The sequence below is a fragment of the Streptomyces misionensis genome (genome assembly GCF_007896895.1).
Lineage (GTDB): Bacteria > Actinomycetota > Actinomycetes > Streptomycetales > Streptomycetaceae > Streptomyces > Streptomyces misionensis_A.
Genome location: NZ_VOGW01000163.1, coordinates 18,481 through 31,594 on the forward strand (window position 1 = coordinate 18,481; position 13,114 = coordinate 31,594).

Annotated in this window: 10 protein-coding genes and 1 pseudogene; 5 read left to right on the forward strand and 6 right to left on the reverse strand. The window is 73.6% G+C overall.

Going from position 1 to position 13,114, the window contains the following annotated elements:
- The 3 genes and pseudogenes from FRZ03_RS27085 to FRZ03_RS27095 form a co-directional block, all read right to left on the reverse strand.
- A pseudogene (locus FRZ03_RS27085) lies at positions 1 to 565 on the reverse strand (hypothetical protein); the annotation flags it as partial.
- Entirely contained in the window at positions 562 to 1,188 is a 627-nt protein-coding gene (locus tag FRZ03_RS27090; RefSeq protein WP_186785634.1) for a toxin-antitoxin system, toxin component family protein, read from the reverse strand. The gene FRZ03_RS27090 and the pseudogene FRZ03_RS27085, both read right to left, overlap by 4 nt.
- 112 nt (positions 1,189 to 1,300) lie before the next feature.
- The gene (locus tag FRZ03_RS27095; RefSeq protein WP_146467755.1) at positions 1,301 to 4,267 is read right to left on the reverse strand and encodes a glycoside hydrolase family 35 protein; all 2,967 of its coding nucleotides are present in this window, start codon (positions 4,265 to 4,267) and stop codon (positions 1,301 to 1,303) included.
- Positions 4,268 to 4,340: 73 nt separating this feature from the next.
- On the opposite strand from FRZ03_RS27095, the gene FRZ03_RS27100 reads away from it, so the two are divergent.
- On the forward strand, positions 4,341 to 4,799 hold the full coding sequence (locus FRZ03_RS27100) for an RrF2 family transcriptional regulator (protein ID WP_146467756.1): 459 nt from the start codon (positions 4,341 to 4,343) through the stop codon (positions 4,797 to 4,799).
- A 51-nt stretch (positions 4,800 to 4,850) separates the two neighbouring features.
- On the opposite strand, the gene FRZ03_RS27105 is transcribed toward FRZ03_RS27100, so the two are convergent.
- A complete protein-coding gene (locus FRZ03_RS27105; RefSeq protein WP_146467757.1) occupies positions 4,851 to 7,373 on the reverse strand; it encodes an SdrD B-like domain-containing protein in 2,523 nt (840 codons plus the stop codon).
- Between the two features lie 116 nt (positions 7,374 to 7,489).
- On the opposite strand from FRZ03_RS27105, the gene FRZ03_RS27110 reads away from it, so the two are divergent.
- Entirely contained in the window at positions 7,490 to 8,314 is an 825-nt protein-coding gene (locus FRZ03_RS27110; protein WP_261399348.1) for a hypothetical protein, read from the forward strand.
- A gap of 38 nt (positions 8,315 to 8,352) precedes the next feature.
- Here FRZ03_RS27110 and FRZ03_RS27115 read toward each other — a convergent pair whose 3' ends face one another.
- Positions 8,353 to 9,696 (reverse strand): right-handed parallel beta-helix repeat-containing protein, encoded by a 1,344-nt coding sequence (locus FRZ03_RS27115; protein ID WP_146467758.1) that lies wholly within the window; start codon positions 9,694 to 9,696, stop codon positions 8,353 to 8,355.
- Positions 9,697 to 9,784: 88 nt separating this feature from the next.
- Here FRZ03_RS27115 and FRZ03_RS27120 point away from each other — a divergent pair, with 88 nt between their 5' ends.
- Together FRZ03_RS27120 and FRZ03_RS27125 are read left to right on the forward strand one after the other, a co-directional pair.
- Positions 9,785 to 10,942, forward strand: a complete 1,158-nt coding sequence (locus FRZ03_RS27120; RefSeq protein ID WP_146467759.1) for a Dyp-type peroxidase — start codon at positions 9,785 to 9,787, stop codon at positions 10,940 to 10,942.
- A gap of 124 nt (positions 10,943 to 11,066) precedes the next feature.
- Positions 11,067 to 12,038: an AraC-like ligand-binding domain-containing protein gene (locus tag FRZ03_RS27125; RefSeq protein ID WP_146467760.1), complete on the forward strand. Its 972-nt coding sequence runs from the start codon at positions 11,067 to 11,069 to the stop codon at positions 12,036 to 12,038.
- On the opposite strand, the gene FRZ03_RS39345 is transcribed toward FRZ03_RS27125, so the two are convergent.
- Positions 12,032 to 12,448, reverse strand: coding sequence for a hypothetical protein (locus FRZ03_RS39345; protein ID WP_186785635.1), 417 nt, complete (start codon positions 12,446 to 12,448; stop codon positions 12,032 to 12,034). The genes FRZ03_RS27125 and FRZ03_RS39345 overlap by 7 nt on opposite strands.
- A 210-nt stretch (positions 12,449 to 12,658) precedes the next feature.
- Here FRZ03_RS39345 and FRZ03_RS39350 point away from each other — a divergent pair.
- The coding region (locus tag FRZ03_RS39350; protein WP_464862568.1) for an SCO2400 family protein at positions 12,659 to 13,114 on the forward strand (456 nt) is incomplete at its 3' end.

Below are 13,114 nucleotides of genomic sequence, written 5' to 3' on the forward strand. Positions count from 1 at the left end.
CCCGGTCCCTGGCCCAGTCCCGGATCAGCCGGAAGCTCAGCGCGCACGCGACGGCGTGCGCCAGCAGATAGAGCAGGATCTCCTCGCGCATGAACGGCGTCCGCGCGTAGTACGTGTCCAGGTCCCGCACCCGCACCACCGGCACGTCGGCGAGCAGGAACAGCACCCACAGCGCGGCGATCACCCCGGAGTACACCGAGACCACCCAGCGCGTCGCCCGCCGCGTGACGGCCGACCGCTCGGGCAGCCCGTTGCGCCAGGTGACGATGAACAGCAGGCACGCCCCCGAGTTCGCGGCGATCAGCGAATAACACCAGGGAGCCGCGAAGTTGGCCACCCCGGTCAGCCGGTTCATCCAGGCGATCATCGACGGCATGCAGAACACGAACACCGTGGCGGCCAGCACCAGCACCCCGCCGACCGCGCGCAGCAGCGGGTCCCGCCACAGCCGGATGATCGTGGGCAGTTTGAGCAGCAGCGCGGCGGTCAGCACGGCCGTGGGGACCCAGAAGGAGATGTAGAAGCGGCCGAGCAGCGCCGACGGATCCAGCGCCAGCGTGCTCACCGCGCGGCTCCGCCCCGTCCGCGGTAGCCGAGGGCGCGCTGCGGCGGGGCGGCCGGACCGTCCCCGGGACCCGGACCGGGAGCGGCACCGGGGCCCGTGAGCCGGGGCCGGAACAGCGTGGCGAGCCGGTGCCCGAAGTCGTCCGCCTCCGCCTCGTCGGCCTCCCGGGACCCGTTGCGCGCGGCCACCGTGAGCGCCGTGTCCGGCCAGCCCGGCGCCTCGGCGAACGCCCGCGCCGCCGCGTCCCCGGCGAGGTGGTGGTGCCGGTGCCCGGCGTGCAGATGCCACAACTCATGGCCCAGGATGACCAGTTGCTGCACGTCCTCGGCCCGCTCCTCCACGATCACCAGGTCGAAGTCCGCGAACTCCACCCACAGGCCCGTGACGTCGATCTCGTCCGGGAAGCGCTCGAACCGCAGCTCCAGCGGCCGGCCGCCGCGCAGCGCGCTCATCTCCGCGCACAGCGCCCGGCACAGTTCCCGTACGTCGCCGGGGGCTTCGGGCCGGGCGCGGACGGCCGCGGCCAGCTCGCCGGCGAGGGCGCGCATGGCCGAGCCGGGCCCCGGGCGCCGCAGCCGTGCGGTCAGCCGGGCCGCCCGCCCCCGCGCGCCCGCGATGCCCATCCGTGCCCCTTTCCCGCCGACAGCGCCCAACCGTCCGAGCGTACGCGCCGGGATATGCCCCCGTCACCCGGTGGCGGACGGTCCACGGCGGCCGCCACCCCGACGTGCCGCCTCAGCGGCCCGGGGACGGCACCACCGACACCTCGGTCCCGCCGAGTGCCCGCCCCAGCAGCGACAGCCGCACCGTGCCCGGCCCCGACAGCGTCGTGAACTCCGAGAGCACCGCCAGCGCCAGCGTGTTCTCGCCCCGCGTGCGCAGGATGCCGTTCGGCAGCACGAACGTGTGCTGCGGGCCGACGTTGTTGATGTACTGCCCGAGGTTCCAGCCGTTGAGGAAGATCTGCGCCCGGTACGCGCGGTACGGATCGTCCTCCAGCGTCAGCCCCACCGACGCGTCCAGGTCGCCGGGCACCGCCAGCCGGAACGTCGTCCGGTACCAGGTCACCCCCTGGTACCGCGCCGACACCGGGAAGCTCACGGACTCCCAGTCCCGGTCCGCGAAACCCGGCAGGTGCCAGCCCGCCCGCTCCCCGTGCAGCCCGCCGTTGTTCAGCGGGCCGCGCACCGCATCCGGCCGCCCCTCGCCCTGGATGCGCCAGGTGACCTCGGGCGAGGCCCCCGTGAAGACGGCCGCGGTCAGCCCGCGGGCCGCCTTGTGGGCGTCGTCGGCCCTGCCGTCCTGGTCGTGCTGCATCCGCCGGACGAGCACCGACAGCACATGCCGGCCGGGGGAGCGCAGCTCCTCGCGGACCGGGAAGACGGCCGTGTCCGTCCAGGTGCCCTTGCGGACGGTGCCCTCGTCCGGCACCGGCATCCGGTGCGTGCCCAGCGGTTCGCCGTCCAGCCACGCCATCAGCAGGCCCTGCGTGCCGGTGCTGTAGCCGAGCGCGACCTCCTCGATGCCGCCGGCGTCGTCGAAGGTGCCCCGGTACCAGACGTCGCCGTAGTGGAAGCCGTAGTCGTCGGCGAAGAGCACCGGCTGCCCGTCGGGGACCGCGGTGGTGCTGAACGACGTCTTCTTGTCGGCGATCCGCCAGCCGGAGTCGTCGTAGCCGGGCCCCGCCTCCGGGTTCTCCCGCCGCATCCGCCAGCCGCCGAGCCGGGGCAGCCGCACTTCGGGCGCGCCCGGCAGCGGACCGGTGGTCATCAGGCTGCCGGACAGGGTCACCCGCACCGGCAGCCTGCGGCCGTTCCAGACCAGGGTGTCGACGCCGCGCGGCCCCCACACCTCCAAGGTCGTGGCCTCGGCGATGTCGCCCCTCAAGTGGACCTCGGAGCCGCGCACTTCGGCGTGGCGCAGCAGGGCGGGGCCGTAGACCAGCACGGTGCCGGACGGGGTGTCGTACGGGAACAGGCGTACGGAGGTGACGTCGTCGGCGAGCAGGAGCAGCAGCGGGCGGTCCCGCTCGCCCTTCTCCACCAGCACCCGGATCAGACCGCCCTGCCCCAGCGGCGCGTTGACGTGCAGGCCGGTGTCGTCCAGGACCCACCCGGCCTCCGGGTCCAGCCGCAGGACGTCGGGCTCGTCGGGGCAGTCGAGCAGCAGCTCGGCCATCTCGCCCTTGCGCCCGGCGAAGACGGCGATGTCCTGTCGGCCGGCGGTCACGCACATCGACGGCTGGACGGTGGCGTACTTCAGCTTCCGCCGGCCCAGCGAGAGGCCCGTGGTCAGCAGCTTGGCGTCCTTGGCGGGCACGCTGATCCGCAGGTCGCCCGCGACGGTCGGCAGCTCGGTGGTGACCGTGTCGTCGCCGTCGTTGCGGGCGACGTAGACGTGGGCGCCGGTGTCCGCGTTGGTCAGGTGGTAGACCTTCAGCCCCTTGGCCCGCACGTCCGCCGCACGGTCCAGCTTTGCGAAGTCCGGGACGCGTTGCAGCAGATGGCCGAGCTGGTGCATCGGCGCGATCTTGTCGGTGACCTGGCGGGCCTCGTCGATGGCCGCGCCGTAGTCGTACGACGTGTAGACGACCGGCGCGGGCAGCCAGCCCCACGAGGTCCCGCCGAAGGTCATGTAGACGTTGTGCAGGGTGAGGCCGTTGGCCAGGTTGGTCAGGTAGAAGCGGCGCTCGTAGGCGGCGTCCCGGGTGCGCCGCGACTCGGCGTACCCCAAGCCGCCGAAGAAGGCGCCGCCCCACGGGTCGAACCAGCCGCCGCCGAACTCGGGCACGAACCCGGGCGTCGACGGCGAGGCGCTCGCCCCGCCCTTGGCGCCGCCGGGCCCGAACGTCCCCCAGTCCGGCGGTGTGGCCCGCGGCGAGGGGTACCCGTCGAAGCCGTACAGCCAGCCGCCGCGCTCCGAGCCGGTGTCGAACGAGCCGGGGGTCCAGTGACCGTTGCGGCCCTTGTCGTTGTGGAACAGCGGTACGTCGATGCCGTCGGCGCGCACCTTCTTGTACAGGTGGGACATGTAGGCGCGGCTGCCGGCCGAACCCACCCGCGCGTCGTACTCGTTCTCGATCTGGTAGAGCAGGACGGTGCCGGTGCCCTGGGTGAACAGGTGCCCGCGGGCGATGCCGTTCACCTGCGTCAGCCACTCGTCGACGTGCGCCAGGTACTCCGGGTCGTCCGACCGGGCCCGGCCCCCGGTCGCGGTCAGCCAGCCGGGGAAGCCGCCGCCGTCCACCTCGGCGTTGATGTAGGGGCCGGGCCGCAGGATGACGTACAGCCCGGTCTCGGCGGCCGTGCGCAGGAACAGGTCCAGGTCCCGGACGCCGGTGAAGTCGTACCGGCCCGGCGCGGGCGAGTGGTAGTTCCAGGCCACGTAGATGCTGACGGCGTTGTAGCCGTGCGCCCGCATCTTCTGGAGCACGTCCCGCCACAGGGACGGGCTGGGCAGCCGGAAGGGGTGCAGCTCGCCGGACCAGACCACCAGCCGCTTGCCGTCCACCAGCAGGGAGTAGCGGTCGTACCCGATGGTGTGCGGCTGGCCGTCCGCGCGCGGCGGGGCGGGCGCCGGACCGGTCGGCACACTGCGCGCCGCGAACGCCGAGGACGCACCGGGGCCGCCGCTGCCGCCCAGGGCGAGGCCGAGCGCGGCCGAACCGGCCAGGGCACTGAAGGTACGTCTGCTGAGCGCCAAGGTGGAGCCTCCGGGCGATCTTACGGGCGCGGATGCGGCCATTCTCCACGCGGGGGCGTCCCACAATGGACCCATGAGGATCTCGGCACGGGCGGATTACGCGGTACGGGCGGTACTGGAGTTGGCCGTACGGCAGGGTAACGGTCCGGTGAAAGCAGAGGAAATCGCGGCCGCGCAGGGGATCCCGCACAAGTTCCTGGAGGGCATCCTCGGCGATCTGCGCCGCGCCGGGATCGTGGACAGCAGGCGCGGCGGGGGCGGCGGTTACCGGCTCGCGCGCCCGGACACGGCGGTCACGGTGGCGGACGTGATCCGCGCGGTGGACGGCCCGATCGTCTCGGTGCGCGGCGAACGCCCGACGGGCCTCTCCTACACGGGCACGGCCGAACCCCTGCTCCCGCTCTGGATCGCGCTGCGCGCCAATGTCCGCCGCATCCTGGAGGGCGTCACGATCGCGGACCTGGCGGCGGGCGCCCTGCCCGAACCCGTACGGTCCCTGGCGGCGGAACCGGCGGCCTGGGAGAACCCCTGACACGGAGACGGGCCGGTGCGCGGCACCGGCCCGTCCGTGGTGGAGCGTGTGTCAGCGGCGGCGCCCGGCCAGGCGCCTACGGCTCACGTAGACGACGGCCGTGCCCGCGCCGAGCAGCAGGGCGACGAGGGAGAGGAGCCTCCCCACGTTCGCCGTACCGGTGCTGGCGAGGGGGCCGCTGCCGCCGCCCTGGGCGGTGCCGCCTCCCGGAGCGGCGGGCGTGCCGGCGGCCGGCGGTGCCGAGGCCGGGGGAGCGGACGCCGGGGGAGTGGACGACGGCGGGGCGGAGGGCGTCGGCGGCACCTTCTTCGGGATGTACACGCCGGCGTCGATGGTGTGGTCGACACCGCCCGGCTTCGCCGGCGCCGTGACCGGCGTCGATCCCTTGCACAGGCGGCCGGAGCGGGGCGGGGTCACATTGGAGTCGTGCGCCCGGTCGGCACCGGCCCGCGGCAGGGTGAACCGCAGCTTGGCGGCGGGCGGCTGTCCCGGTACGTCGGTGGTGTCCGCGGTGCACACGTCGAACTCCACGGTGTACTTCGCGCCCGGCGTCAGCTGGTAGTCGGCGCCGACCCCGCCGAAGTAGTACTCGCCGTCGGCATCGGTCTTGGTCGTGGCGACCTGCTTGCCGTCGGCGTCCAGCAGGTTGATCGTGGCGTCCGGCAGCAGCACCTGCCCGGCGTCCTGGATGCCGTTGTGGTCGCCGTCGTACCAGACCACGTTGCCGATCTGGATCGGGGCGTTCGCCGCGGCGTACGCGATGTCGCCGAGGCCGCCGGCCTTGCCGAACCCGTTCTGGTTCAGGCCGATGAACTGATAGGCGTTGGCGTTCGGGTCGTTGCCGGGGCCGGCGCCGGTGGTGATGTCGTAGTAACCGGTCCCGTCGGTGGCGACATGGGCGGTCGGGTCCATCTGCGTGGTGACGACCCACTGCTGCTGCGGGATGTAGGCGACCGATCCCAGCGAGGTCTCCTGGTGCGGGCCGGGCTGGTCCGGCGCGCCGAGGTTCGGGAAGAAGTCACCCGGGAAGTACTCGACGACACCGCCGGACTCGGCACCGTCGGCGACGGCGCTGGTGGCGTGGTTCGGGCAGTTCCCGGTGCCTTCCCACGCGTACCCGCCGCCGGGCTCGGCGCAGGCCATGGTGATGTCGCCGCCGGCCATGCCGTTCTCCGGGGTGTCGTCCCCCTGCCTCGGGTCCAGTCCGCCCCAGCTCACCACGTCCATGAACCGGTCGCGGAAGCCGAGGATCAGGGAGCCGTCGCGGGCGAAGGCCATGCTGGCCAGTTCCGGCTGCGGGTCGATCATCGTCCCGTTGACCTTGAGGCTGTCCCAGTCCTTCAGGCTGGAGTTCCACGGGTTCCAGAAGTGGGCCTGCGGGACGCCGGAGTCACCGGTGAGGACGTTCCCCCGCTCGTAGGTCAGCGGGTGGGTCAGCACGGGGGTGAACCGCTTGCCGTCGTAGGTGGAGACGACGACCTTCAGGTCGTCGCGCTTCTGTGTGCTCTCCGCGCTGCACACGCCGCCGACGTAGAGGGTGTTGTCGTGAGTGGCCACGCCGAAGGGCCGCCAGTCGCCGGACGAGGCGCAGCCCGGGTCGGGGATCGGCACCGTCGCCCTGGGCGCGGAGGCGGTCGACCCGGTCGCGTCGAAGCTCACCAGCGCGCGGGTGCGCAGGTTCACCGCGTACAGGGTCCGGCCGTCCTCGGACAGGGCGAGACCGCCGATGGACTCCTTGCCCGGCGCGTCGGTGAACCCGGCGTCCTTGATCATGCGGGCGGTGTCGTGCGGGGTGACCGTGGCGCCCGGCACCTTCGCGAACAGCTTCGGGGCGCCCCCGCCGGTGGCCGGCACGGTGTAGATCGCGTCGCCGCCGTCCGGCCCGTACGGGGTGTAGCGCCGGGCGAACTCCGCCTGGAAGAGCTGCTTGCGGTCCTTGTCGTAGGCGAGCCCGAAGGTCGTGCCCACCTGCTCCTGCGTGTCGAGCACCTCCGGGCAGGCCGTCTGGTCGGGGCAGGTGCCCCGGACGTTCGTGCCGAAGGCCACCAGCGCCCGGGTGTCCGTTCCGCCGCCGGCGTTCTGCACGGGCACGAAGTACCGCGTGTCCGGCAGGGCGTAGTCGGCCGGGTCCCAGACGCCGGTGATCACCGAGGCGTCCTTGCCGCCGGAGACGTCCACGAACGAGGTGAAGCTGTCGAAGTGGTTCTCCGCCGTCGAGGCCGGCGCCGCCCGCAGATAGCCGCTGTAGGGCGCCGGGACCGTGACGTCGACGCGGTAGCGGCCGCCGGCCAGCCTGGCCGACGGGGCGACCACGACCTTTCCGGTGGCGTCCGTGACGCCGGAGACATGATGTCCGGCGGGGTCGGTGACCTCGACCTTCATGCCCCGCTGCGGCACGTCCATGGTCGTGTTGATCACGCCGGTGCCGAAGAAGTCCCGCAGTGTCTGGACGGTCAGTGTGCCGTCGGAGGTCGAGGCGCCGGCCTGTTCGGCGCTTGTCGCGATCATTCCCGTGGCGCCGCCCGTCAGCAACAGACAGGACAGCCCCACCCGCACCAGTCTACGTAATGGCATCGCATTCCTTCGCGTCGTCTACGTCATCGCCCGACTCGGCACAACTCGACAGCAATCCCCTTGGGCACCATACAAGTTGACGAGCCGTCATATACGTGAAAAGGGGAAAGTCGGGGATGCTCCGCAAGGGCCTGTTAGCATCCCGGCGCGTGCGGACCAAGAAGAGCAAGCGAGGTCTTTCGCGGCGCGCGGCCGGCGGGCGCCGCCGCTGGCCGCGGTTACGCTGGGCGGCGGCCGGGCTCGCCCTCGCGGCCGCCGCGGCGACCGCGTTCGTCCTCGTCGACGACGGCGGTGGCCCGAGCGGCAGGCGCGCGCTGACGCCGGACGAGGCGAACCGGCTGGCGATCACGCGGTTCCGCAACTACCAGGCGGGCGGCCGCGCGGTGACGATCACCGTGCCGAGCACCGCGGGCGGGCTGGTCGTCACCGGGTCCATCGACTACCGCGGCGAGATCGGGTACGGGGTGGTGCGCGGCACCGGGCGGGACGCGTCCGGCGACGGGCTGATCCAGTGGACGGCCACCACCGTGCTGGTCCACCCCATGGCCGATGCCCCGGCCACCGCGCCGTCCACGCCGCCCGCGTCCGGCTGGTACCGCCGCCCGCTCCAGAAGTCCGGCAGCTCCCTGGACAGTTCGCTGGCCATCGCGCTCGGTCTCGGCAGTGACCGGCCGGACAACGCCGAACTGCTGCCGCAGAACGGTGCCGCCCGGCTCGGCCACGACACCGTGAACGGTCATCCGGTGGACGTGATGACCGGTCCGGACGCCCGCGCCCGGGCCGGTACGGCGGACACCGTGCGCTACTGGATCGGCTCGGACGGCACGATGTACCGGGTGCGGGCCGGCGTCGCGTCCGAATCCCGGCCCCTCGTCATCGACTTCGGCACCCGGAAGTACGTCCCCGTGCGGCCCGCGCCCGGCATCACCCCGGCGCGCTAGGGTCTCTCGTCCGGATCAGGCCGGGCCCCCGGCCGCGCTCACGAGCCCTTCACCCGGGCCCCCGCCGCGAGCAGCGACGGCGGCGGCAGCGGGATGTCCGCGAGGTCCGGCAGTGCCGGGACGGCCGGGACCGTGGTGGCCCCGGTGGTGGTGGCGCCGGGGAACTGCGGCTGCGGGCCGGGCGCGGCCACGTCGGTGAACGGGATGCCCCGGGGTGCCGTCGGCCTCGACCAGGTGCCGGACGGCGTGGGCGAGCCGGCGGCCAGCGGGCAGGCCGCGGTCGCCGCGAGCCGGGCGGGCACGGTCGAGCGCAGCGTGTTGCCGCTCAGGCAGTTTCCCTTGCCGCGGGTGGCGGAGGGGAACGTCCAGCCGACGTCGACGCCGTTGCCGGTGAAGGTGTTGTCCGCGATCCGGTTGCCGTCGGCGGGCAGATCGGCGGTCGCGGTGATCACCAACCCGGCGTCGGCGTTGCCGGTGATCCGGTTGCGCTGGAACCGGTTGCCGCTGCCGCCGTCCACCCCGACGCCGATGCCCCAGCCGCCGTCGGCCTGTTCGGGGGTCCGCGGCTGCTGGTTGTCCGCGATCAGATTGCCGGCGACGACCGCGCCGCGCTGCGGCAGCAGCTTCTCCTGGTGGTCGGAGTCGGTGGTCAGACCGACGCGGTTGCCGACGAGCCGGTTGCCCACCACGTACATGTCGCCACTGGCGTTGGTGCCCTCGTAGCCGACCGCGTTGAGTTCGGCGATGTTGTCCCGCACCACGACGCGGCACGGTCTGCACTGCCCGACGTAGATCCCCGAGTCGGCCCCGCCCGAGGTGTAGGAGTGCTCGATGACGCCGTTCTGCGCGGAGAACGCGTAGATGCCGTACAGCCCGTTGCGGGTCGCGGTGACGTACGAGACCAGGAACGACTTCAGGAAGGAGACGGGCTCGTCGCCGGTGTCGTAGCCGCCGCTGTGCCCCGGCAGCCCGGCGACGGCCGCCGCCGACCCGGTCACCAGCACCCCGTTCTGCGTGTTGTTCCGCACGGTCAGGTTCTCCACGGCCACCCCGGGCGCCGCGACGACGACACCGTTGGGCTGCCGCAACCGCCCGTCGACGACGACCTTCTCCCGGGACTCGCCGCGCAGGGTGACGCGCGGCGTCCTGATCTTCACCGACTCGTGGTACACGCCCGGCGCGACCAGCACCAGGTCGCCGGGCCGGGCCAGGGACACCGCGTCCGAGATCGTCGGGGCGTCGGCGGGCACGTGGATCGTCACCCGCGCGCCGTCCGGCCGCCGGCCCTTGCCGGCACCGTCGTCCCCGCCGCTGCCGCAGCCGGCCACGAACGTCAGGGTGCCGAGTACCGCCGCCATCACGCGTAGAGCTAATCGAGGCATGATCCCAGAATGGCACGGCAGGCGAATTCCACGCGGAAATCCGGAAGTTGAGCGTCATGCGCGATTCGGGTATGGCACTCTGCACCCCATGCGCCGAGCCGATCACCACCCGTCACGCCGCGCGTTCCTCGATGTCGGCGGCGCCCTGGCGGCCGCCGGACTGACCGCCGGGTGCAGCGCGGACGCCGCCGGCCCGGCCCGGCCCGGCCCGGCCGCGGCGGCCACCGCGGCACCGGTGCCGGCGACGGGCCGGCACCAGGCGGGCGTCACGCTTCCCCAGCCCGCCCAGCACCATCTGCTGGCCGTGGTGGCCGACCTCGGCGAAACCGTGGCCCCCGGCCCGCTGCTGGCCGAACTCGGCGCGGCCATCACCGCGTTGACCTCCGGGAAGGACCCGCGTCTGCTCGGCCTGCCGCCGGGCGACCTCACCGTGACCGTCGGCGTGGGCCCGCGGCTGGTGCGCGCGGCCGGCGCCTCGCTGCCCGGCGCGGCCGACCTCCCGCGGTTCTCCCGCGAGCGGATCGCCCCCCACGCGCGCGGCGGGGACCTGCTGCTCCAGATCTGCGCGAGCGACGCGCCGGTCGTACCGGTCGCCGCCGCCGCGCTGCTAGCGCAGGCCGGTGACCGCGTCCGCGAACGCTGGCGGCAGGCGGGCCGCCGCGGCGCGGACGTGCCGGTCGGCGAGGGTCTGTCCGCGCCCCGGAACCTGCTCGGTTTCATCGACGGCATCGTGGGCCCGCACACGGCCGCCGAACAGCGGCGCGACCTGTGGCTGGCCGGGCCCCCCTCGGTCGCCGGCGGCACCCTCGCCGTGGTGCGCCGCATGGAACTGGACCTGGCGCGGTTCGCCGCCCTGCCCGTGGACCGGCAGGAGGCGGTCTTCGGACGGCGCCGGGCCAGCGGTGTGCCCCTCTCCGGCGGCACCGCCGCCGCCGGCCCGGAACTCGGCGCCAAGACGCCCGACGGGCGCTATCTCGTCCCCGCGGACGCCCATGTGCGCAGGGCGCACGCCACCGTGGTCGGGGTCGGCCTCATGCTGCGCCGCTCCTACGGCATCGACGATCCCGCTCCCGGGCTGCTCTTCATCAGCTTCCAGAACGACCTGCGGACCTTCACCGCCACCCTCACCCACATGGACGTCTCCGACGCGCTGCTGCCCTTCACCACGACGACCGCCACCGCGACGTTCCTCGTGCTCCCCGGCTTCGACCGCGGGCGCCCGCTCGGGTCCGGGCTGTTCGGCTGATCGCTGTCGGCCGATCGTCCCGGCGGCTCGCAAGCGAGTTGTCCGATTCGGCGCTTGTTTGGTGGGATCTGGCCCTTGGAAGGTGGAGGTGAGCGCATAAATCGGTAGACGGGGGAATGGTTCCATGCTCGAAGACCTCTTCGACACCGAGAACCTGCCGGTGCGGGACCGGGTGGAGGCGTGGCGGGAGATCACGGCGAGCGCGTTGGTCCCGAACGATGTCCGGGTCGAGGTGGCGGCCGGGTTCCGGGCGTCGCTGCGGGCCGCGAACCTCGGCGGTGCGCAGGTGGCGGCCATGACCTACGCGTCGCACCGGACCCGGCGGACCCCCCGTCTGATCCGGCGCTGCGACCCCGAGATGTACGCGGTGGGGCTGGTCCTGCGCGGCGTGCAGGGCATCTTCCAGGACCAGTGCCACGCGTCCCTCGACGGCGGCGAGCTGGTCGTGTACTCCACCTCGCGCCCCTTCGAGGCGATGGTGCACGTGCGCGACGGCACCGCGGCCTCCGTCGTGGTGCAGGTCCCCCGGGCCCTGGTGCCGCTGCCGCCGAACCGGGTGGACCGGCTGCTGGCCGCGCCCCTGCCGGGCCACGAGGGGGTGGGGCGGCTGCTCGCCGGCTTCCTCACCCAGCTGTCCACGGACACCGGGCCCTGCCGCCCCGCCGACGCCCACCGGCTCGGCGGGGTCCTCGTGGACCTGCTCACCGCGTGGCTGGCGCATCACGCCGACGCCGTGGACCGGACGCCGGCCGAGACCCGCCGGGGCGTCCAGCTGCTGGAGGTCCAGGACTTCATCCGCCGGCACCTGGGCGACGCCGGGCTGACCCCGGCCGCCGTCGCCGCCGCCCACCACATCTCCCTGCGGTCCCTGCACCGGCTCTTCCGCGAGCACGCCGGCGGTGAGACGGTCGCCGCGTACATCCGCGGCCGGCGGCTGGCCGCCGCGCGCCGCGATCTGGCCGACCCCCGCCTGGCCTCCCGGCCGGTACACGCCACGGCGGCCCGGTGGGGCTTTTCCCGGGCCGCCGACTTCACCCGCGCCTTCCGCACCGCGTACGGCACGACGCCGAGCGAGTACCGCGCGTCGGCTCAGTAGGCGATCCAGCCCTTGGACGAGGCCGTGCGGTTGAACTGGAGGTAGAAGCCGGAGTTGTGCAGGACGTTCTTGGCGACGACCGTCCAGACACCCGCCTTGGCCGCCGTCCAGCCGTTGCACTTGCCGGTCTTCTTGAAGCAGACCTTGACGCTGAGGCCGACGTCGGACTTCACGTTGATGTCGTTGCAGTTGGGTGTGGTGTAGGCCCACACGCCGGTGGCGGGCCAGTGGGCGTTGGCGCTGCCGCCGCCCGCCGTGCTGGTGTAGTACCGGGCGGTGTCGTAACAGGACGGCTTGGCCGCCGGACCGGCCTTCGGCGCGGCGCCGGCCGAGCCGGCCGCGAGCACCGTGCCGCCCGCGACGAGCACGGCGGCGAGCGCGACGGGTGCGATACGAGTACGGGTGCGCATGGAGCTTCCCCCTTGGCTGAGCGGTTCGGTCAGCAGAAATGCTGACGTCGAACGCCCCGCGGCGCGTTAGCACCGCGCGCCGGTGCCTTGGCACCGCGTGCCCGCCGCGAGGGAGGACGGCGCGGTCCGGGACCGCCGTACCCATGTTTTTCGGCAGTCCTTTCGATCCCGCACCAAACCTTCACGATCATGCCTAGGAATGTGACGCGCGTGGACCTTAGTCTTCCGCGCGTCATGGACTACTGCCTCCCGTGCCGACGGCACCTCAACGGCGCCCTGGTCTGCCCCGGGTGCGGCACTGCGGCCGAACGGCCGGCGGGCCCGGCGCGGGAGGAGCCGGACCGGGAGGAGACGGTCCGGGAGGAGCCGGCGCAGACGGAGCAGGCGCGCGGGGAGCCGCCGGGGGAGCCCGTACGGTCCCGCTCGGAGCGGCGCGGTCGCAGGACCGCCGCCCACCGCAGGCGTCGTCGCCGTACCCTCCTGATCGCCGCGGGCCTCCTGCTGGCGGCGGGCGGACTCGGGGTCGCCGAACTCGGCGCGGACGCACCCCTGGCGCCGTTCACCGGGGGCGGCGCGGACACGTCCGCCACGGACGCCACGGACGCCTCGGCCGGCGGCGGCGCGAGCGGCCCCGCGTCACCGGGCGGCGGCACGGCCGTGTCGTCC